Genomic DNA, 20296 nt, shown 5'->3' with positions numbered 1-20296 from the left:
CGCCGTCAGCCGTTGCGGCCCCCGCTCTGCGGTCCGACGCCGAGGCGTCCCGCGGCCGGCTCCGGCACCGGGTAGACGCGCTCCGGCGGGAGCAGTTCCCGGGCCCGGGAGGCGCGCCCGCCCCGCACCAGCTGCTCGATCCTGCGAACCCGGGGGGTGACGTCGGTAAGGCCGACGACCCACTCCTCGGCAAACTCTCGGATCAGCCCCCGGCCGACACCGACCTGGATGCTGTAGTGGTTGAGGGCGGCTCCGCGCAGCGAGCGTTCGGGGTCCCACTGGACGTGGACCCGGGCGCGGGCGACGGCCGCCGGGTCTGCGGTGGTCGGCACTGCGAGGGAAAGGGCCCTCTCCCAGCCGCCGCGGGTGACGCGTACCGCCAGGACGCGCTCCTGCCCCGCCTTGCGCGCCCAGTTGCTGCGGTGCATGAGCCACAGGAACGACGGCTTGATCCACGTCATGCGGTTGAGGGAGAACGGGGCGACGAACCGCCCGGCGCGAAGGGACGGGTCCGCGACCGCCGACGGGTACGCCTGGTAGACCACGATCGTGCTCGCGTCGTACTCGGCGCGTACCTGGCGCTGGGGCTGCATACGTCGCATACTGCCGGTCGCCCCCGGTCGGCGGCGACCGGTTTTCCGCACGGCGGTCCGGCGCCGGGGCGGTCAGGGGCGGGTCAGGGGGCTCCGGGGCGGCGCCGTGGACTCCCGGACGACGAGGCGGGTGTCCAGGGTGACGGTTCCGGGGTCCTCCCCCGTGGTCACCCGGTGGACCAGCAGGTCGATGCCCCCGCGCCCGGCGGCCACGACCGGCATGTCCACGGTGGTGAGGGCCGGGCGGCAGTGCCGGGCGATGTGGGTGTTGTCCACGCCGACCACGCTGAGGTCCCCGGGCACCGACAGCCCCAGGGCCTCCACCTCCCGGATCAGGCCCAGTGCCACGAGGTCGTTGTAGGCGAGCACGGCGGTCGCCGGCCCCGACACCACCTCGGCGGCGGCGAACGCCCCGCCCTCCTCGGTGGGAGGGTTCGGCCCGACGGGGTGCAGCCCGGCGCCGTGGCGCGCGGCGGCCTCCTCCGCGGCTCCCCGTATCCGCTGGGCGGTCCAGGACGCGCTCGGCCCGGTCAGCACGGCGATGTCCCTGTGCCCCAGCGCGACCAGGTGGTCCACGGCCTGCCGGGTGCCCGAGGCCACGTCCATCAGCACGCAGGGCAGGCCCCTGACCCGGCGGTTGACGACGACGAAGGGCACGTCGCGGCCGAGTTCGGCGATCACGCGCCCGCTGAGCCGCGAGGCGACGAGCAGCGCGCCGTCCACCTGCTTGGCCATGGAGCGCACCAGCTCCTCCTCCACCCGTGCCCGTTCGTCGGTGTCGGCCACGAACACGTGGTAGTCGCGTTCGCGCGCCTGCGCCTGGGCGGCCTTGATCAGCGGCGGGAAGAACGGGTTGGCGATGTCGGCGACGATCACCCCGAGGTTCGCGGTCCGCCGCGTGGAGAGGGCCCGCGCGGCTCGGTTGGGGCGGTAGCCGAGCCGCTCCGCCGCCGCCATGACACGGGTCCGCGTCACCGCGTTGACCATGTGGGCGGCGGAGAAGGCCCGGGAGACGGTGGAGACGTGGACCCCGCTCTCCCGCGCGACGTCCCTGATGGTGACGGCCACCCGGGGCCTCCGTTCCGTGGATGTTCCGATGTGCTCCGCTGGGACCCGAGGGTACGGCAACCGGTTGCGGAGCGGCAGGGTGCGGGCCGGGCTGCCGTCGCCGGGTTTTCCGGGGTTTTCCGGGGTTTTCCACGGAGAAGGCGGGGCGGAAGGGTTGACGTGGACGGGGGAGTCGGGAGATGTTCATGCAAACGTTTGCAGCCGGGTGCCGACCAGTACCCGGTATCCCCCCACCAGGAGCACGAACATGCGCAGGCTCATACTCCCCCTGGCCGCGGCGGTGGCGCTGACCGCCGTGCCGGCCACCTCCGCGAACGCCGCCCCCGACATCGGCCGGGAGGTCCTGGCCGACGGTGACGGATGGGGGTCCGCCGGGGCCGGGACCACCGGCGGGTCCGCGGCGGCGCCGGAGCACGTCGTCACCGTCTCCACCCTGGAGGAGTTCCGCGAGGCGGTCTCCGGCGACCACCCGAAGATCGTCCGCGTGGAGGGCACCGTCGACGCCAACACGGCGCCGGACGGCACCCCGATCGCGTGCGAGGACTACGCGGTCGACGGCTACACCCTGGAGGGCTACCTGGCCGCCTACGACCCCGCTGTGTGGGGGTGGGAGGACCCGTCCGGCCCGCTGGAGGAGGCCCGCGCCGCCTCGCAGGACGTCCAGGCCGAGCAGATCCGGGTCCGCGTCGGCTCCAACACCACGGTGGTCGGCGCGGGCGACGACGCCGTCATCTCCGGCATGAACCTCCTGGTCCACGACGTGGACAACGTCATCCTGCGCAACCTCTCCTTCTCCGACACCCACGACTGCTTCCCCGGCTGGGACCCCGCCGACGGCGGGACCGGCAACTGGAACTCGGAGTACGACCACGTGGAGGTCTCCGGGGCCACCAACGTGTGGGTGGACCACAACACGTTCGACGACGGGGACAACCCCGGGGCGGAGCTGCCCGACCACTTCGGCCGCAAGTACGAGGTGCACGACGGGCTGCTGGACATCGTCCGCGGGTCCGACCTGGTCACGGTCTCGTGGAACGACTTCGTCGAACGGGACAAGGCGATGCTGCTCGGCAACAGCGACAGCCGGACCACGGACCGGGGACGGCTCCGGGTGACCTACCACCACAACCACTTCGACGGGCTCGGGCAGAGGGCGCCGCGCGTGCGCTACGGCCAGGTGCACGTGTACAACAACCACTACACCGTGCGGGGCGGGCTCTACCAGTACAGCCTGGGCGTCGGGGTGGAGTCCCACGTCCACGCGGAGAACAACGTGTTCGACCTGCACGACGGGATCGGGGCGGAGGAGGTCCTGTACAACTGGGGCGGCGACGACATCGTCGAGCACGGCAACGCGGTGATGCGCGACGGCCGGGGGCGGCTGACCCGGGTCGACCTGGTGGAGGCCTACAACGCGGCCAACCCCGGCATGGAGCTGGGCACCGCCGGCACCTGGGTCCCCGAGTTCGCCCCGGACGTGGAGCCGGTGCACGCGGTGCGCGGGCTGCCGCGGAAGGTGGGGGCCGGGCTGCTCTGAACCGGGGCGGGCCGGGGGGCCGCCGTGAGCCCCTGACATGACGGTGGGGCCGTGCTCCGAGGAGTGCGGCCCCACCGTTGTGTTCACGCCTGTCGTGCCCCGCCTGCCGGGGCGGCCCTGTTCCACGCGGTCCGTCGGCGAGGTTCACCCGGGCGGGCCGGCGGCGAGGGGCCGGCGGGCCCCTTCTCCGACCGATCCGGCGAGGAGAACCTATTCTTCCGGGTCGATGCGCCGTTTGAGGCGTCGCAGGAACTCGGGGTCGTCATCGGGTCCGAGCGGGTGCGGGCTGTCGGAGGGCTTGGCGAAGTCGGACGGGTCAAGGTCGTCGGCCGACGCGGCTTGCGCCGGAGAGGGCGGGCTTCCGTCCACGGGGACCGCCCGGCGCGGGCGGCCGAGGAAGAGCCACAGGATCGAACCGACGGGCATGAACAGCGCGATGACGATCATCCAGAGGACCTTGGGCAGGTTCCGGACCTCTTGCGCAGGGGTGGTCAGCGCGTCGAAGAACGCGTACACCCAGAGAACGATCGATACGAGCGTGATCAGGCCACCAAGCCACACCATGGTTCCAGCCTACTCTTGCTGTCGACTCCTCACGGTCGGGACACCGAGCCAGGGCTGCGGGAGACCCCGCTGATTCCGAATGTCCGGGGCCGAAGGGGGTGAGGGGCGTTACCTCGCTCTCAGGGGGTGCTCTCGCTCGGCTCCCCGAGGAGGAGGGCACGCACCTCGGACTCGCGGAACCGGCGGTGGCCGCCGGGGGTGCGAATACTGCTGATCCGCCCGGAGGCGGCCCAGCGCGTGACGGTCTTGGGATCAACCCGGAAGAGTGAGGCCACTTCCCCGGGGGTCAACAGGCGTTCGCTTGCTCGTTCCACCTTCACATTCCCCCAATCGTGCCCGCCTCGGACTGTGGGGGCGGCGGGCGTTTGATCCCCTAGTGTGCACGAGTTGGTCCGTTTCCTCCCTAGTTTTCGGAGAAATTGCGGTGATGGGGGGAGGAGTACCGGATATGTGACCGGAACGTGATGTTCGGGCCCTGCTGTCGGGATTGGAAACATCCCATGACTATGTGAATCCAGTGGCCTGTGTGGTCCCGTCGCCATTGCGGCGGGGGACACGCCGCCCCGGTGCCCGCTGCGCCCGACACGCCCTTAACCTGGTGGTGAGGACATGCGGGAGCCACCCGTTCGGTCCTGTTCGGGGACCCGGTACCGCCCGGGCCACATGTGTGGACCCGGTCGTCTCGTGTGCTGATGGGCGTAGCGACCAATCTAGACCAGGTAATCATCTGTTGTGAGGCTTTTTCATGCGTAGCTGGCTGACCTATACCGCCGCCCGGGTGGGACTCTTCCTGGCGGCCTTCGGAGTGGTCTACCTATTCGGTGCCCGGTCGTGGGTCGCGCTCATCCTGGCGTGGCTGGTCAGCGGCCTCGCGTCCTATGTTCTGCTGTCCCGGCTGCGCGACCAGCTGTCGGCCCGGACCGTCGAGCGCCTGGAGAGCCGCCGGGGCGTCAACGTGGGAGACCGCCTGTCCGGAGGGGCCTCCCGTGAGGACGACCTCCAGGACGCGGCCGCGTCCGAGCCGGCCGGGACGCCCGTTGACGCGGCTCCTGAGGAGGCCGGCGCCGGGAACGCCGCCGGGAACGCGGACGCCGACGCGAAGCGGGACGAGGGCGCGGCCGCCGCGTCCAAGGACACCTGACGAACACCTGACGCACGCCCGTCCGGACACCGGCCGCGGCCCCGACGGTCCGGGGACCGGGCGTGCCCCGCCGGGACCGGGCGTACCGGTCGGCCCGGGGAACCGGCCGCCCCACCCGGCCACTTCACCCAGGGGGCCCGCCTCCGGCCGTCTCCTCGGGCTCTCCCCCGGGAAGGGGGAGAGGCCCCGCCGAACGGCGGGGCCTCCCTGCGGCAGGGGGCCGGAGCGGCCCGCCGCGCCGGCCGCCCCGGTGGACGGGTCGCACTCCGGGACCTGCCGCCCGGCGCGCCGCGCCGGACCGCCGCCCTCAGGCCAGCGGGAACATGCCGAGGCGCGCGTGGTACTCGCCGGCGAGGCGTTCGGTGTCGCTTCCCACGTACAGCCCGTCCGACGTGGCGTGCAGGGCCTCCGCGCCGTGCCCGCGCGCGCGTCCCGGGTTCCACGCCAGCGCGCGTCCCGTCCGCGGGTCCACGGCGCCGATGCCCTCCCGCTCCACCGACCCCGGTCCGGGGTTCAGCTCGCCCTTCTCGTTGTCCATCCAGCGCTGGTGCCCGCCCACGTACACGGCCGACTCGGTGACCTCCACCGAGTACAGGGAGTCGCCCCCGGTCTTGTTGCTCCACGTGGGCTGGGAGTCGGCCTTGTCGGTGTTCTCGAACCGGCTGGTCGACTTGCACAGGCCGGGCTTGACCTTGGGCCCGCCCCCGGTCACGACGGCGAAGTACGAGCCGTCGGGGGAGAACGCCATCTGCCGCATGTACGTGTGGATCCGCTCGTAGTCGCACGGGGCCTCGTAGGCGGACGTGGACCACGGAGTGACGAAGGCTTCCGCGGTGTCGATCATGGCGATCTGGTAGCGGTTCTTGTCGTCCACCTTCGTGAACGTCCCGTTGATGGCGAGCCGTCGGCCGTCCGGGCTCAGGGCCAGCTCCTGCACGCGCAGGCTGCCGCGGCGCGGCTCGGCGAGGCGCGGCGCGAAGTTGCGGTCCACCTCGCCGGTCCGGAGGTCGAGGCGGGCCAGGCCCGTGCGCTCGGCGCCGCTCACCCCCGTGAAGTTCCCGCCCACGTAGAGGCGGGCTCCGTCGGTGGCCAGGCGGTTGGTCGCGCCGTCGTCGAGGACGGCGCCGAACTCCCGCACGGGGCCGCCGTCGGAGAGGGACAGCCGCGCCAGCCCCCGGGAGGGCTTGCCGTCGACGGCGGTGAACCGGCCGCCGACGACCACGCTGCCGTCCGGCCCCGGGGCGAGCGAGGTGACCATCGCGCTGACGTCCGGTTCGAAGTCGCGGATGATCCGCCCGGTCCCGTGCTCGAAGGCGAAGAGGTTGCGGAGGGTGTGCTCGTCGCCGCCGGCCTCGGCGACCCGGGTGAACTCACCCCCGACGAGGACCGTGTTCCCGATCCTCAGGATGTCCTTGACCGTCCCGTCCAGGACGTGCGGGGTCCACTGGACGGGCTGCTCGCCGACCACGCCCCGGTGCGCGGCGTGCGCGGCCGGGGCCGTTACCGCGATGCCGACGGGGAGCAGGAGCATGGTGCTCATCGTCAGCGCGACGAACGAACGGCTGGGTTTCACGGAGGATTCTCCTTGGTGTGCGGACCTGCTTGTCGGGCGGGAGGCCGGACGGCCGGGGGGTGTCCGCATTCTTTCAAAGAGTCGCGAGAAAATCACACACAGTAATCATGTTGGCTCTGTCCGTGCCGTCAGGACCGGGGCGCCGCGGTGAGGTGGCGCAGCTGGGCCGCCACGGCCTCGGCCGCCCGTTGGCGGGTCGCCTCGGCGGGAGCGGGGTACCAGATCGCGCGGGCACCGGCCTCTCCCAGCGGTTCCCCCCGCAGGGGGCCGGCCAGCGCGTGCTCCTCCCCGGCCCGCCGCACCCCGTCGGGCCCGAGGGCCATGCCGACCGGGGCGGCCAGCCCGTGCCAGCGCGGCTCGAAGGTGACGTCGCGGCGACCGCGCGCCCGGCGCACGTGGAGCACGTCCAGAAGGTTCTCCGCCGCCAGGGCCTCCACCAGGCCGGGGAGCGCCCCCAGGGGCAGCGCCCCCTCGTCCTCGAACCCGATCGCCAGGGAGATCCGCTCCGCCGCCCTCTCCCCGTCCGGGGCCCACGAGACCCGGGCGCCGCCCGTGAAGGGGGGACCGGCGTCCTGGTGCCCCGAGAACTGGAGCACGGCCGTCCGCGGGGCGCGGTGGCGCACCAGCCGTACGAGCCGCTCCCGGTCCCAGGGCGCGAGCGCCGGCTCGTGCGGCCCCCAGCCGGCGGGGAGGACCCCGGCCAGGTGGCCGGTGACGAGCTCGACCGCCCGGCAGAGGGGCGGCGCGAAGGACGCGCCGTGCCGGACCGCCAGGTCGACCAGCAGGTGCGCCCCCAGGGGCGAGATGTCGAGGAACCCGCACGCGGGTTCGGGAGCGCTCCCGTTCCGGGCGTCGGGCACATACCCGTGCACCCGGTCCCAGCGGAGCGGGAGGCCGCTGACCCCGTCGAACTGGCCGCCCTTCCCGTCCAGCACCACCCAGCGGGCCATCGGCTGCGTGATCAGGGTGCGCAGTCCGTGGGTGAGCCGCGACGACCTGGGGGTGAGCACCTGGAGGACCGTGCCCCGGAGCGCGTTGGCCGACACGGCGTCGGTGATCCAGGAGGACAGCGGGACGACCTCGCGGTCCTGGGCGACGACGAACGCCTCCTCGGCCTCGAACTCGACGGCCGGGTGCCCGGTCTCCTCCCACAGCGAGAAGTCGCCCGGACCCGAGGTCCACACCCCCCCGCCCAGGCGCAGGGCGAGGCCGTCGGCGACGCGGTGCGCCGCCTCGCGCCCCGCGGCGTCGGGCCGCGCACGCACCTCGGCCCACCAACAGGTGTCGGGCAGGTTGACGGCGGCCTCGGCGCCGAGCAGCCGGGAGACCTCGCCCCGCGACTCGACCAGCTGGGCGGGTTCGAGGGTGGCCAGGACACGGGCCTCGGCGTCCCGCAACTGGACGACTCCGCCGTCCAGGGGGCGCACCGCGAGGTCGGCCCCCGCGTCGCGGAGCGAGTGGGCGACCGCGACCATGCCGGGTTCCGCCGCCAGCAGTGCGACCACGTCGTAGCTCAACGGTTCTCCTTGGCGATGCCGCCGGGGGGACGGCGGGGTCGGGTTCGGCGTGACCGGGCGAAGCGGGAGGGGTGTCCGGGTCCGGACCCGGACGGGGGCACGGTCGGCGCCGGGTGGCTGGTGGCTCGGTGCTGGTGGCTCGGCATGCGTGCGTGCGGGGGCCTGCGGGGAGGGGAAGCGTGGGAGCGGACGTCGTGGGGCCCGTCCCTCCGGTGGGGAACCGGTAGAGGGGGCCTGCGGTCAAGGGGTATCCGGAACTCCGTGCCAGTACGAACCTCTTCCGCGAGGGAGAGGTCACACATTGTCGTGGTGCATCGGCATAATACGCACAACGCGCCCCAGGGGGCGGCGGTTCCGACGGACCTGGGCAGGGTGACCGGTACATGAGATTCGAGCTGGTAGAGGTCCCGGGCGCGCTCGGGGAACCCGCGGGCGACCTCCCGCGCGGCGACGTCCCGCCGATGCGCGTCCCCGTCGCGCACGAGATCGTGGCCGTGCGCATGCGCGAGCGCACCGGGGAGCTGCGGACACATCTGACCAGCATCATCGAGGCGGTGCGCCCCGCCCTGAATCGCATGGATGCGAGCATCGTCCGCTCCGAGCGCGAGTTGGCCGATACCGGCCACGATTCGACTGCCGAACCGCCCCAGAACTTCCGGGGCGACCGCTTCTCCGCCCGGGAAGGCGGTGACCGGTGAGCGCGTGGGACATCGACGCCCCCTCCGTCGGGACGGTGCTCAACGAGGTGCTGGGCAAGGTCGGCGACGGCAGCGGCGACGCGCTCGACGGCGCCCTGACCACCACCGGCGACGAGATCATGAACGCCGCCACGGCGGCGTGCAGCGGACCGGTCGAGGGGGAGCTGTACCACTTCCTCGAACACGTCGGCGCCCTCGCGGAGGAGATGGTCGAACGGGCCGGCTCCGCTCTGGAGGGGTGCGCCCTGGCGGTGGACGCCTACCTCGTCGGTGACCTGGAGATGGCGGAGGAGGCCCAGGCCAACGCCACGTATGCCGAGAACCCCATGAACGCTCCGCACTGACCCGCGCCGGTCCGGCGCGCACGCCCTGCCGCGCACCGGTCGCGAAGCCCCGACCGGGCCGTGCCCTCCGTGCCCCGGTCACCCCCTCATCCACCCCCCACCCCCGCCCCCGCCGGGCCGGCTGCTCCCGCCCGGCGGCGGATCCCCCACCTCCTCCCCACGGAGTCGCCATGCCCCCTGCCGACGTGACGAGACCCGAGCCCGACCCCCGGAACCAGCAGCCCCTCGACAACGACTTCACCGTCCTGATCGTCCCCGAGGCCATTCCCGTGCCCGGCACCTCGGTGGAGGTCCTCCAGACGGCCGCGGCGAACCTCAGGGCCGCCGCGGAGGAGGTCGCGGAGGGAGGCGCGGGGGTCGAGAGTTCGTGGCAGGCCCTCCAGGCCCACTACACCGCGCCCGAGTCGGAGACCCTCCTCGCCGCGATGGGCCCGGTCGCCCGCAAGGGCGACACCGTCCTGGAGGACGTCTCAGCGGTCGTGACCGCGCTGGAGACCTTCGCCGAGGAGGCCGAGAGTGCCCGGACCCGGCTGCGCAACATCAGGGACGACGCCGTGGCCTTCGTGGAGGAGGTGCGGGACGAGGAGTTCTGGGCGCTCAACCCGTGGCACTACGGCAAGAACCGCTCCCTGAAGCTGTGGGCCAACATCGTCTGGGCGACGTTCCAGGAGGCGGAGAGGGAGTGCGCCACCGCCATCTCCGCGGTGAACGGGCAGGGCAACACCTACACGGCCGTGGGCGAGGAGGCGCCCGGTCCCCGGGAGGTCGCCTACGGCCTCGACCCGGACGAGGTCCCCGACATCGCGTTCGACCTCACCGAGTCCTCCGAGTGGCAGCGCGCGGGGGAGGAGGGCTGGGCCCACCTCACGGGGTCGGACAAGCCGTGGCCGCTCGACTGGGCCGCCGACGCGTTCGCCGCCCAGCAGGAGCACTTCGGCGTCGGGATGGCCTGGGGCCTCGGTGTGGGAGCCCTGTCCTCGATCGGGTTGTGGCGCGCGGGCAGCGGGTGGGCCGGCAGCGTCGGCGAGGCGGTGGACAACGCCGTCACCCACAAGGAGGAGACCTTCCAGGGGTACGGCGCGCTCGTCGGGATGTACGGCGAGGACGGGTGGATGAACCCGTTCGACTCCGAGGAGCGCTCGGGGCGGACCTGGCGGGAGAACGCCGGGGCGGCGTGGACGGAGGTCGGCCACGACCTGTTCCCCTGGAGGGAGTGGGAGGACCGGCCCGCGTACACGCTGTCCACGGCGGGCGGGAACCTGGCGCTGACCGTGGTGGCGTTCCCCGTCAGGGGCGGCATGCTGCTCAGCCGGATAGGCGGTGGCGGGCCCGACCTCCCGGACATCGACGTGCTGGAGCGCCCGGGGGTGGCCTGGGAGCCGGGCGCCGCGGCCCGGCCGGGGTTCAGCCTGGCCCAGACGCTGAGCGGGATCAGGACCGGGTTGTCCGACACCGCCAGCGGCATCGGGCTGCGCCTGGACCAGCTGCGCACGGGAGTGCTGGCCCGGTTCGCCCACTGGGAGGTGGTGGAGGGCGCGCCGGAGCCCGGCGGGAGCGGCGGGCCCGGGGCCGAGTCGGTGCCCGGGACCGGACCGGTGCCGGCGCCGGTGCACGCGGGGGACGGGGGTGTGCCGGACGGCAGGTCCGGGGCGCCCGCGGCGGCGGTCCCGGCCGGTCGCGGCGACGACGTGGGGGTCGCCGAGCTCGTCGCCGACGTCGAGCGCTACAGCGGCATGGACGCCGACGCGCGGCCCGCATGGCTCCTCGCACGTGAGGAGGTGCCGGTCGGCGCCGGTGCCCGGGGCGGGGGGATGGAGGTCCCCGGCGGGGACGGTACCGGCGACCGAACCGACCATGACTTCCGCGTCACCGCCGCCCACGACCCGGATCCGAAACCCGCCACCCCCGCCTCGACGCCCCGCGACGGGACGGTCGACATCCGCGCGGTGCCCCTCCATGGCGATCCCGCCGGAGCCTCCGGCCCGGGCTCCGACGGCCCGGCCCGGCCCGGAAGCGGCCTCCCCCTCACCCTGCCTGCCGATGGGGCAAGCGGCTCCGACGGACGTGGGGCCTCGAGTGAGGACGGGGAGAACGGCTCGGGGGCTCGACCCGTTGCTGACAACCGCGCGCCGGGTCCGACCACCTTGCAAGGGCTCGAGTCCCATTCCTGGGGGGACAAGAATGATCCGGCCAACCGGCTGGCTTTTCGCCAGGACCTCCAACGCCTCATAAATTCTGATCATGAAATCTACAAGGAGTACTACAAGGAGAAAAACGGCCACAGGAGAAGTGTTCAAACCACGATCGGTCCGGAAAAATATCCTCTGCCCAAGATCACCTGGGATGCCAGCACTCATCAGTGGGTATGCCTAGACGTTCCGAAGCAGGCGACATATGTCGGGGACAGGGTCATGATGCGGGTCCATGATCCTGACTTCATTCCTGAGGTTCACGACGGGCTCTCCTACGAAGAGCGAACGCGACGCGAAGAGCTTCGGGGGGAGATCGGAGCGGAAGAGCTCCAACGGCGCGAGTGGATCAGGGGTGAGTTCTCGATGCTCGATGACCTGGCAACAGGGCGTCGGGAAAGCATCACGGCGTCTCAAAAAGCCCAGGTCCATCTCGAGGCGATGCAGAGGACCCACGGATCCTATCTCAGGGGTGGTGACAACCACGTGGACCTTGAGAACGCAAAGGCATCCCAGAAGCTTGCCGATGCCGTGAGGACCGAGGTTGCCGAGAGATTCGGCGAAGAGTCGGCCAGGGTTGCCGCAAGGCATCAGTTCGATGGAAGACCTGTCCTGCGTTCCGACGGAACACCCCTGATGAGGGATGTTCTAGATGCGGACGGGAATCCGGTCGAGGATAACGGTCAAGTGCGGAGGGAGGAGGTGCGTCCGAACCTCGAAGGCGCGACCTACATAGAGCCCGCCGAGAATGCCCCGGGCAATGGGAATGACCAGTTCGACCAAATCTACCGCACCGTGGATGGTGATATCGTCATCATCGAGGCAAAGGCTGATGTCGGCACGGACCTGGGAGGAAGAATTGCCCGGCCGCAAGGGCGACCTCCTCAGGAGGTTCAGCAGGGAACGCGAGAGTATCTTCTGGATATCCTCAGAGTGATGGAGGAGAGGGCTCTGATTCTTCAAGAGGAAAGGGGGTTGGATGACGAAAGCGCACTGAGGGAGTTGGAGCTTGTGGAAGAAATTATCGAGAAGCTGGACCAAGGCAAGGTTGTCTATGCGGTTTTCAAGGGCAATGCGGAGCCTGCGGGTGCGGGAGGTGGAGGGGGTCCTCTGGAGGTTGCGAACGGGTATAATTACCAGGTTTTCGATGTCTTTGGCGGGAGTTGAAATTGGGGAAGAAAATTCCTCGGGCTGACTTGAGTCACATGGTCAACGATGTGAAGCTCGAACAGAACATCAAAAAGCGGGAAAAGCATTTCAATGCGGTGGTGCGGAAGGCCTCATCGTTCGATCTGTGGTTCGATTCGATGTACAGGTACGCCAAGGAGGCTCTTGTCGCGGACCCGGAAGCGGGGAAACTGGAGACGTGGGAGGCCTGGGTCGCCCTGATGCAGTACTACGGCGCGGCCCTCGCCGCGACCACGGGCCCCGAGGGCACTGAGGTCGAGTGCCGACTCGGTCACCAGGTCAGGAGGATCACGGGGATCGGGCCGAGGTACTTCACGAACGCCGGCAACTGGGAGACGGCGTTCTACTTGGCAGTGACGTGCCGGGACAGGACGCGTGTGGAGAACCTGTGCTCGATCCCGGTGGACCTCCTCCGGCGAGCGGGTGAGGGCGACGGTGCCAGGTACAACGAGTTCACCTACCACTGGGTTGCGGCGCTGCAGGCCTACGTCAGGGGCAGTGACTCTCTGGTGGGAGAGTTGCGCCAGGCGATGGAGTTGTCCGACCCTCGCACCGGCGCGTTCGGCGGGGACTACCTGAACCTGATCTCCTTTCCGCAGATGGACGTGTTCAGGTGTCTTCTGAAGGGAGACTCCGACGAGTTCAACGAAACCCTGACACAGGGGTTGGAGTGGTTCAGGGACTACTACAGCGTTGATCGTCCCGGCCAAGGCCCCTTGACGGGTGTTGTGCCTATGGGGCTCCTGGCGTTGGCTTGTCTGGCTCACGACCGCAGTCAGGTAGATCCCGCTTTCGAACTCGAGGTCGAGTCGGATTATCTTCCCAAGCACATCGTGGAAGGGTCCTGGTACGGAGAGTTCCCTACCTGACCGCCGTAGGGAAATAATGGATTTTTTCCCGTGGGAGGATTGGGATTGATCGAGCAGCAGGAGATCCTTCAGGGGATCGGTGGAGATCTTCTTGGTTTTGCCCCTGAAGGTTGGGGGCGACTCCGTTACGAGTATTCTGCTGTTGCGAAATATGCAACCGACAGTCTGACGGTTGAATACTCGAACGGTGAGTCCGAAATGGTGGACTGCCCGGTCACGGTTCTCTCGAAGCTCGCAAGGCTGCGGGCGGGAATGTACCAGGAGGGGAAGGGGACGTGGTTCTCGGTCGAGTACACGATCGAGCGCCCCTCGAACTACAGCGTGGACTTCAACTACGACGAGTACCCGGACTTCACGTTCCGCCCGAGCCCCGAGGGTTTCGCGGACGACCTGAAGACCTTCCCCGGGCCGAGGAGTTCGTCCCCGATTGGCTGAGGGAGCAGGTCGAGGCCGTGTCGGGCAGGCTCTGGTTCCCGTGAGGCGAGTTGATTCGGAAGAGCTCGATTACCTGGATGAAATTTCAGTCAGGATACCAGGGGGAAGTTTCACCGGGCAGGCCGTTGAGAAAGACGGGAGGTTCACGCATTACCAGACCTTCGTGAAGGGCTACGCCCTCGGTCCGGTTTTCCTGCTGAATGAACACGGTGTGGCCCTTGAGTATTCCAATCGTGTAGGAAATATCACCACTGGGCCATATTTCTTCTGGGATGAAAACGGAAGGCTTCGTGAAGAAGGTGTCTCGGACTACTCGGACGGGAGTCTGAGGGTTCTGCGGCGATGGGACGAAGCGGGAATCCTTGTTCACTTCGAGGAGAGTTCGCCGCGTATGCCGTTTGTGGATCCCGAGACAGGGGAAAATATTTTCCGACCTTGGCGCTCTGTCCCTTCGTGTCCTGGCGTACCAGGGCGTGAAGGCTATGTGGAGGCTGTCGGGATGGATGAGTTGGACTTCGAAAGCCGAGTGACTTATCAAGGTGTCGCCTATACAGGCGAAGCGGTGCTCGTCGAAGGTTCCGGTCGGACCGAGATGCGGACTTTTGCGGAAGGGGCCGAGGACGGTCCTTTTCTTGTGTGGTCGCCCAGCGGAAAACTCGTGACCCAGGGGGTTACCCGAGATCCCTACGGTCCGGTCGGTCCCTGGCACGAGTGGGACGAGGAGGGGAGGCTTCTCTCCGAGACGATCTACGACGCGCTGGGCAACCGCATCATCTTCCGTGGGATGGACGAGGCGGGGAACATGGTGAAGGAGGAGGTCTTTCCTCCGGAGCGCTTGCTGCGGGACCCCGAGACCGGGGAGGAGCGCCCGGCTCCGTGGCTGTAGCTTCCCTCGCGAGGACTCCTGAACGGTCAGGCGCCCTCAAGTCTGTCGTCGTCGGCGCGCCCCGCTGTGACCGCGACCAGGTCGAGGCGGCGCGGGGCGGGGCCGGGTAGTCCGCACGCCCACCCGACCCTCACCCCCACCCCGCCACCAGCCGGTCCTACAGCGCCCCGGACCGCCCGCCGAGGTGCTCCGCGAAGTGCCTCTCGATGGCGTGGTGGAGCATCACCTGGTTCTCGGGGTTCGCGAAGCCGTGCCCCTCGTCCTCGGCGACGATGTACTCGACGGGCACCCCGCGCGCACGCAGGGGCCCGACGATGTTGTCGGACTCCGCCTGGACCACGCGGACGTCGTTGGCGCCCTGGGCGACGAGCAGCGGGGTGCGGATCCGGTCGACCATGGTGATGGGCGAGCGGGCCAGCATGTCGGCCTCCTGCTCCGGGATGTCGGGGTCGCCGACGTAGCGGTACCAGTTGTTGGCCATGCTGGGCCTGAGGAACGGCGGCAGGGTGCGCATGAAGTTCGCCAGGTCCGAGATGCCCACGTAGTCCACCGCCGCGGCGAAGTAGTCCGGGGTGAACGTGACGCCGACGAGCGCCGCATAGCCGCCGTAGGAGCCTCCGGCGATGCCGATGCGGGCCGGGTCGGCGTAGCCACGGGCCACCGCCCAGTCGGCGGCGTCGATGAGGTCGTCGTGCATCTTCCCGGCGAACTCGCCGATCGCGGCGGAGATGTGCCGCTTGCCGTAGCCGGTCGAGCCCCGGAAGTTGACCTGGAGCACCGCGTAGCCGCGGTTGGCCAGGAACTGCACCGTCTTGTCGAAGGACCACGTGTCGTGGGCCCAGGGCCCGCCGTGCACGAGGAGCACCAGGGGCAGGTTCTCGGGCGCCGTCCCGGCCGGCAGGGTCAGGAACCCGTGCAGCGGCAGCCCGTCGCGGGCCGGGAACCGGACCGGGGTCATGGGGGACAGCTCGGCGGGGTCCAGCTCCGGGTGCGGGCGGAAGAGCAGCCTGCTCTCCCGGGTCGCGTGGTCGTAGAACCAGGTCGCCCCCGGGTCGCGGTCGTGGACGAAGGAGACGACCCACCGCTGCTCGGACTCGTCCGAGGACACCGATCCGAGCACGCCGTCGGAGAGCTTGGACAGCTCGGCGTACACCTCGGCGAAGTGCGGGTCCAGCACCTCGATCCTGGGCCGGTCTCCCACGAAGCGGGCCGCGAGGACCTCCCCGGTGCGCCGGCTGAAGTACAGGGCGGGGGGCATGCCTGGGGCCACCATTCCCATGGTGCACAGGCTGTGCCCGTCCACGGCGGCGACCACGGTCTCCTCGCCGGTCTCCCGGTCGAGGCGGACGACCCGCATGTCGTCGGAGTCCTGGTGGGAGCCGAGCAGCAGGCCCTTCCCGTCCGGGGTCACCAGCTGGAGGGGCAGCCCGTACGGGTACTCCGCGCCGCCCTGCCGGGACAGGAGGCGCTTGTCCCCCTCCGCGCCGTCGATCGCGTAGAAGGAGTGGGTGCCGTCGTCGGCGACCTCCACGTGGAAGGCCGGTTCCCCCTCGCTGTCGACCAGGGTGTTGCTGGTCGGGTCGGTCTGTTCCACGAGCACGGTCGTCTCGCCGGTGGCCACGTCGATCCGGAACACGTCGAAGAGCATGGGCCTGAGGTTCATCCAGACCCGCACGCTGCCGGGTGAGGGCTTGTGCGGTTCGACGACGGCCACGCGGGAGCCCGGGGCCATGGGCGTGAGGTCGACGGCGGGCTCGTCCGGTGCGTCGAGGTCCACCCGGTAGAGGTGCCAGTCCTCGTTGCCGTCGGTGTCCTGGAGGTACAGGAGCCAGCGCGGGTCGTCGGTCCAGTGGTAGGTGTGGACGCCGCGCCGGGTCTCGTGCGTGACGCACACCGCGTCCTCGTGGCCCTCCCCGACGCCGCGCACCCACACGTTCGTGCGGCCGTGCTTCGGCGCCAGGTAGGCGATCCGGGTTCCGTCGGGCGAGATCGACGCGCCGGCGAACTCCGGGTCGGCGAAGAACTCCTCGACGTCGAACAGGGTCGGAAGGGACTCTCGGCTGGGTGTCTGGGTCATCCGGTGCTCCAGTCGGGGTCGGCGTCGCGTGAGCGGGCGGCGCGCCCCGTGCGGTGCGCACCGCTGCCCGGGGCCCTCCCGCGGACGGCCCCGGAACCAACGCAACACCATGACGCAGGGGCATGGTCAATCCGGCGGGACGGCGGTCCGGGCCCGCGCCGAGTGTCCTCCGGCTGCGGCAGCATGTCCGGTATGGACAACCCCCAGACCTATCGGGACGCGGCTCGCGAGAAGGGCGTCCCCGAACACGTCATCGACCACGCCCTGCGCCTCACCCTTCCCCAGACCGAGCTGACCACGTCGGACGCCGACGGCGGCGTCCCGGCCGGGAGGTACGGCGGTCTCCCCTCGCTCCCCGCGGGGGTCGAGTGGGGCGGCGGGCTGGACCTCGTCGCGACGGTCGACTGCGCGGCCCTCCCCCCGGACGGGTTCGACCTCCCGCTGCCGCGCGACGGGCACCTGCTGTTCTTCGCCGACAGGACCGACCCCGAGGGGGCCGTGCTGATCGAGGACTCCCGGTCCGTGATCCACGTCCCGGCCGGGACGCCCACGACCGAACGGGCGCTTCCCGGGGACGGGGGCGCCCTCCCCGCCCTCGATCCGCAGACCCTCTACGCCCGGACCGTCCGGAGTTTTCCGTCGGGCGCCGACGACGCAGTCCTCTCCGACCCGGAGACCAAGCGCCTCTTCCGGGAGTACAGGCTGGGCGATCACGACCACAGGAGGCCGGTCCGGGGAGACAGCCTGATCCTGGGCGGGTACGCCTACTCGCCGCAGGACCCCCCGATCATGGGATCCTCCCCGGAGGACGAGAAGGGGGGATGGGTACTGCTGGCCCAGACGCAGCTGGACATGCCCGGGGTCTCCGGCACCACCGCGTGCCCGTTCTGGATCATCCGGCGCGACGAGCTCGGGGCGGGGAACTTCGCGGCGGCGGCCCTGGTGACGCTGACCTACCACTGAGGCGGTTCCGGCGTTCCGCACGCCCCGGCCCGCATGCCCCGGCGCGGCAGTCGGCGGACGGGCCGCCTTCCCGCCCACCCGCCGACAGGCCCGCGGGCACCGCGGCCCGCCCCGCGAGGGGACGGGCCGCCGTGCCCCGCCGGACCCGGACCCGGACCAGGGTCGCCGGTCCGCCGGGCCGACGGATCAGGGGTGGCGGATGTCCGGCCAGGGCGCCCCGGCGCCCTCGGCCGCCGTGTCCCCGAGGGCGAACGACGGGTGCGGCGGCTGGTTGTAGGCGGTGTTCTGCCAGGCCAGTGCCACCCGGTACTGGGTGTCGTGCACGAGGGTCGGGACGCGCAGGTCCGTCTCGTGCGGTGTGGAGTAGATCCTCAGGGCCGTGTTGTCGGCGGTGCGCCAGACGACCTCCTCGCGCCAGTCGCCGAGGATGTCGCCGGACAGGGCGGGGGTCGCCTTGGTGCCGTTGTTGGAGGCGACGCCCTCCCCGTCGAGCAGGCGGGTGCTCCCGTCCGGGTCGTACTCGTCGATCCGGGTCCCGTCGAGCAGTTCGCGGCTCCCGTCGCCGTCCCACCACACCAGGAAGTTGGCGGATCCGGGCTTGGGCCCGACCTCGTCGCCGTCGGTGTCGCGCAGTCCGGACACGCTGGAGGACCAGAACTCGGCCCCCGGGCTGCCCGCCCAGACGTCTCCCGCCACGCCGCGTCCGTTGTCGTTGCCGGAGCCGAGGGTCCACAGCACGTCGCCGGTGGCCGCGTCCGCGAGCCAGGCGTCCGGGGAGGCGGTGTTCTCGCCGACGCCGTACACCTCCAGGCCGGGCCGGTCGGGGACGAAGTCGCCGACGTGCAGGGCGTCACCGTGCCCGTGGCCGGTCTCCCACAGGCCGGTTCCGTCGTCGTCCACGGCGGCGGCGCCGAACATGACCTCGTCGCGCCCGTCGCCGTCGGCGTCCGCGACGGACAGGCTGTGGAAGCCCTGACCGGCGTAGGCCCCGTTGCCGGGGTCGTCGGAGTCGAACACCCAGCGCCGCGTCAGTTCGCCGTCGCGGAAGTCCCAGGCGGCGATGACCGCGCGGGTGTAGTAGCCGCGGGAGAACACCATGCTGGGGTTCTCGCCGTCCAGGTAGGCGGTCCCGGCGAGGAACCGGTCGACCCGGTTCCCGTAGTTGTCGCCCCAGTCCGCGACGTTGCCGCGCCCGGGGGCGTAGTCGGCGGTGTCGAGGGCGCGGCCGGTGGCGCCCTCGAACACGGTCAGGTACTCGGGTCCGCTGAGCACGTACCCGCCGGAGTTGCGGTGGTCGGCCCCGGCGTCGCCGATGACCGTCCCCTCGCCGTCGCGGGTGCCGTCGGCGGTCTTCATGGCGACCTCGGCGCTGCCGTCGCCGTCGTAGTCGTACACCTGGAACTGGGTGTAGTGGGCGCCCGCCCGGATGTTGGCGCCCAGGTCGATGCGCCACAGGCGGGTGCCGTCGAGCGTGTAGGCGTCGATGAGCACGGGGCCGGTGTGCCCGCTCTGGGAGTTGTCCTTGGCGTTGGTCGGGTCCCACTTGAGGACGATCTCGTACCGGCCGTCGCCGTCGAGGTCGCCCACGGAGGCGTCGTTGGCTTCGTAGGTGTAGGCGGAGCCGTTGACGCTGCCGCCCTCGGGACGGTCCAGGGGGACGTCCAGGTGGCCGTCCGCGAAGGCGAGCGAGGGCGCGGACGGGGGCTGCTCCTGGCCTCCGACGACCGCGGCGACGGTGTAGGCGGCGCCGGCCGGGGCGTCGGGGTCGAGGTGGTTGGTCGCCCCGGTGAGGGGTTCGGGGGTGATGAGCTCGCCGTCGCGGTAGACGTTGAACGCGGTGGCGGGGTCGTCGCCGCCGAGGAGCCGCCAGGTGACGAGGTTGCCGTCGGGGCCGCCGACGCTGACGACGCCGCGGTCGAGCCGCTCGGCCACGCGTGCCCCGGCGGGGGCGTCGGAGGTGTCGGAGGAGGCGGAGGTGAGGGCGGCCGTCGCGGTCACGACGCCTCCGGTGTCGGTGAGGGTGAGCGCGCCGGCGCCGAGGGCCAGCGCGGCGGCCGTGGCTGCCGTGACGGCGGTCCGGCGCCGTCGGTGAGCGGGGGGTGGCATGGGTTCCTTCTCTCGGGGGGTCGCGGGCGGGGTGTGCGGCCCCGCTCCGCCGGGGGTCGGCACGCATGTAGGCAAGCGCTTACCAAGCGTGTCGGGAACAGAACGTAACACGGCGGCGACTCCGGGGGAATCCCCGCAACCGGACGCGCCGCCGCCCGCCCCCGTCGGCGCGGGGGCGGGCGGGGTCAGGCGACGTGGACGCTCTGGCCGTGCTCGTCGACCTTCCGCTCGCCCGGGTCCACCGTCGTGACGTATCTGCCGGTGCAGCCCGGGTCCGAGAAGACGTGGACCGGGCCGTCGGTCCGGTTGTCGACCACGAGGGGCCACCGGTCCGTGTCGTAGCAGCCCCGGGGGTCCCGGTGTTCCGTGCCGTTGATGACGAGGGAGCCCCCGGCGGCCTGCGCCGGAGCGGCCCCGAGGGCGAGGGTGGAGAAGGATGTGAGGAGCAGTGCGGCCATGGTGTGCTTCACGGGCATTCCGATCACTTTGGGTGATGTATTGAGCACATAATGTCCACGTACGCAAGTCGAGAAACCGCCCGGCGCGCT

18 protein-coding genes are annotated in these 20296 nt (G+C 71.0%); 9 read left to right on the top strand and 9 right to left on the bottom strand.

Going from position 1 to position 20296, the window contains the following annotated elements:
- Positions 1-5: 5 nt before the first annotated feature.
- Both OUQ99_RS28400 and OUQ99_RS28395 read right to left on the bottom strand, forming a co-directional pair.
- Positions 6-593: a DUF4291 domain-containing protein gene (locus OUQ99_RS28400; protein ID WP_267946829.1), complete on the bottom strand. Its 588-nt coding sequence runs from the start codon at positions 591-593 to the stop codon at positions 6-8.
- 72 nt (positions 594-665) lie between these two features.
- Positions 666-1661, bottom strand: a complete 996-nt coding sequence (locus tag OUQ99_RS28395) for a LacI family DNA-binding transcriptional regulator (protein ID WP_267946828.1) — start codon at positions 1659-1661, stop codon at positions 666-668.
- Between the two features lie 247 nt (positions 1662-1908).
- Here OUQ99_RS28395 and OUQ99_RS28390 point away from each other — a divergent pair, with 247 nt between their 5' ends.
- Positions 1909-3198: a pectate lyase family protein gene (locus OUQ99_RS28390; protein ID WP_267946827.1), complete on the top strand. Its 1290-nt coding sequence runs from the start codon at positions 1909-1911 to the stop codon at positions 3196-3198.
- A 210-nt stretch (positions 3199-3408) separates the two neighbouring features.
- On the opposite strand, the gene OUQ99_RS28385 is transcribed toward OUQ99_RS28390, so the two are convergent.
- Positions 3409-3762 carry a PLD nuclease N-terminal domain-containing protein gene (locus tag OUQ99_RS28385; protein ID WP_267946826.1) on the bottom strand — a complete coding sequence of 118 codons (354 nt, stop codon included), beginning with the start codon at positions 3760-3762 and terminating at the stop codon, positions 3409-3411.
- A gap of 119 nt (positions 3763-3881) precedes the next feature.
- Positions 3882-4082 (bottom strand): BldC family transcriptional regulator, encoded by a 201-nt coding sequence (locus tag OUQ99_RS28380; protein WP_017535950.1) that lies wholly within the window; start codon positions 4080-4082, stop codon positions 3882-3884.
- A 425-nt stretch (positions 4083-4507) separates the two neighbouring features.
- Between OUQ99_RS28380 and OUQ99_RS28375 the strand changes: the two genes are divergently transcribed.
- Entirely contained in the window at positions 4508-4903 is a 396-nt protein-coding gene (locus tag OUQ99_RS28375; RefSeq protein ID WP_267946825.1) for a DUF4229 domain-containing protein, read from the top strand.
- A gap of 307 nt (positions 4904-5210) precedes the next feature.
- Here OUQ99_RS28375 and OUQ99_RS28370 read toward each other — a convergent pair whose 3' ends face one another.
- A complete protein-coding gene (locus OUQ99_RS28370) occupies positions 5211-6476 on the bottom strand; it encodes a delta-60 repeat domain-containing protein (RefSeq protein ID WP_267946824.1) in 1266 nt (421 codons plus the stop codon).
- Between the two features lie 128 nt (positions 6477-6604).
- A complete protein-coding gene (locus tag OUQ99_RS28365; protein ID WP_267946823.1) occupies positions 6605-7993 on the bottom strand; it encodes a DUF6177 family protein in 1389 nt (462 codons plus the stop codon).
- A gap of 383 nt (positions 7994-8376) precedes the next feature.
- On the opposite strand from OUQ99_RS28365, the gene OUQ99_RS28360 reads away from it, so the two are divergent.
- The 6 genes from OUQ99_RS28360 to OUQ99_RS28335 all read left to right on the top strand — a co-directional run bounded on the left by OUQ99_RS28360 (position 8377) and on the right by OUQ99_RS28335 (position 14602).
- The gene (locus OUQ99_RS28360; protein WP_267946822.1) at positions 8377-8691 is read left to right on the top strand and encodes a hypothetical protein; all 315 of its coding nucleotides are present in this window, start codon (positions 8377-8379) and stop codon (positions 8689-8691) included.
- Positions 8688-9035 (top strand): DUF6507 family protein, encoded by a 348-nt coding sequence (locus tag OUQ99_RS28355; protein ID WP_267946821.1) that lies wholly within the window; start codon positions 8688-8690, stop codon positions 9033-9035. The genes OUQ99_RS28360 and OUQ99_RS28355 overlap by 4 nt, the downstream gene beginning before the upstream one ends.
- Positions 9036-9205: 170 nt before the next feature.
- The gene (locus OUQ99_RS28350; protein ID WP_267946820.1) at positions 9206-12391 is read left to right on the top strand and encodes a hypothetical protein; all 3186 of its coding nucleotides are present in this window, start codon (positions 9206-9208) and stop codon (positions 12389-12391) included.
- Positions 12392-12441: 50 nt separating this feature from the next.
- Complete coding sequence (locus tag OUQ99_RS28345; RefSeq protein ID WP_267946819.1) at positions 12442-13281, top strand: immunity 49 family protein; 840 nt, start codon at positions 12442-12444, stop codon at positions 13279-13281.
- 45 nt (positions 13282-13326) lie between these two features.
- A complete protein-coding gene (locus OUQ99_RS28340) occupies positions 13327-13716 on the top strand; it encodes a hypothetical protein (protein ID WP_267946818.1) in 390 nt (129 codons plus the stop codon).
- On the top strand, positions 13709-14602 hold the full coding sequence (locus tag OUQ99_RS28335) for a hypothetical protein (protein WP_267946817.1): 894 nt from the start codon (positions 13709-13711) through the stop codon (positions 14600-14602). The genes OUQ99_RS28340 and OUQ99_RS28335 overlap by 8 nt, the downstream gene beginning before the upstream one ends.
- 157 nt (positions 14603-14759) lie before the next feature.
- On the opposite strand, the gene OUQ99_RS28330 is transcribed toward OUQ99_RS28335, so the two are convergent.
- Positions 14760-16679, bottom strand: coding sequence for a S9 family peptidase (locus OUQ99_RS28330; RefSeq protein ID WP_267946816.1), 1920 nt, complete (start codon positions 16677-16679; stop codon positions 14760-14762).
- Positions 16680-16871: 192 nt separating this feature from the next.
- On the opposite strand from OUQ99_RS28330, the gene OUQ99_RS28325 reads away from it, so the two are divergent.
- Positions 16872-17642, top strand: coding sequence for a DUF1963 domain-containing protein (locus OUQ99_RS28325; protein ID WP_267946815.1), 771 nt, complete (start codon positions 16872-16874; stop codon positions 17640-17642).
- Between the two features lie 186 nt (positions 17643-17828).
- Here the strand turns inward: OUQ99_RS28325 and OUQ99_RS28320 are convergent, their stop codons facing one another.
- Positions 17829-19748 carry a rhamnogalacturonan lyase gene (locus tag OUQ99_RS28320; protein ID WP_267946814.1) on the bottom strand — a complete coding sequence of 640 codons (1920 nt, stop codon included), beginning with the start codon at positions 19746-19748 and terminating at the stop codon, positions 17829-17831.
- 185 nt (positions 19749-19933) lie between these two features.
- On the bottom strand, positions 19934-20224 hold the full coding sequence (locus OUQ99_RS28315) for a hypothetical protein (RefSeq protein ID WP_267946813.1): 291 nt from the start codon (positions 20222-20224) through the stop codon (positions 19934-19936).
- Between the last annotated feature and the right edge of the window lie 72 nt (positions 20225-20296).

This window comes from Streptomonospora nanhaiensis (genome assembly GCF_026642255.1).
GTDB classification, from domain to species: Bacteria; Actinomycetota; Actinomycetes; order Streptosporangiales; family Streptosporangiaceae; genus Nocardiopsis; species Nocardiopsis tropica.
Note: the sequence above shows the minus strand (reverse complement) of the source record. Positions and strands in the feature narration are given on the sequence as shown.

Excerpts from the sequence above, each read along its gene's own strand:
- OUQ99_RS28320 (WP_267946814.1), bottom strand. The coding sequence starts at position 19,748 with ATGCCACCCCCCGCTCACCGACGGCGCCGGACCGCCGTCACGGCAGCC.
- OUQ99_RS28350 (WP_267946820.1), top strand. The coding sequence starts at position 9,206 with ATGCCCCCTGCCGACGTGACGAGACCCGAGCCCGACCCCCGGAACCAG.
- OUQ99_RS28390 (WP_267946827.1), top strand. The coding sequence starts at position 1,909 with ATGCGCAGGCTCATACTCCCCCTGGCCGCGGCGGTGGCGCTGACCGCC.
- OUQ99_RS28400 (WP_267946829.1), bottom strand. The coding sequence starts at position 593 with ATGCAGCCCCAGCGCCAGGTACGCGCCGAGTACGACGCGAGCACGATC.
- OUQ99_RS28360 (WP_267946822.1), top strand. The coding sequence starts at position 8,377 with ATGAGATTCGAGCTGGTAGAGGTCCCGGGCGCGCTCGGGGAACCCGCG.
- OUQ99_RS28385 (WP_267946826.1), bottom strand. The coding sequence starts at position 3,762 with ATGGTGTGGCTTGGTGGCCTGATCACGCTCGTATCGATCGTTCTCTGG.
- OUQ99_RS28325 (WP_267946815.1), top strand. The coding sequence starts at position 16,872 with ATGGACAACCCCCAGACCTATCGGGACGCGGCTCGCGAGAAGGGCGTC.
- OUQ99_RS28330 (WP_267946816.1), bottom strand. The coding sequence starts at position 16,679 with ATGACCCAGACACCCAGCCGAGAGTCCCTTCCGACCCTGTTCGACGTC.
- OUQ99_RS28375 (WP_267946825.1), top strand. The coding sequence starts at position 4,508 with ATGCGTAGCTGGCTGACCTATACCGCCGCCCGGGTGGGACTCTTCCTG.
- OUQ99_RS28315 (WP_267946813.1), bottom strand. The coding sequence starts at position 20,224 with ATGCCCGTGAAGCACACCATGGCCGCACTGCTCCTCACATCCTTCTCC.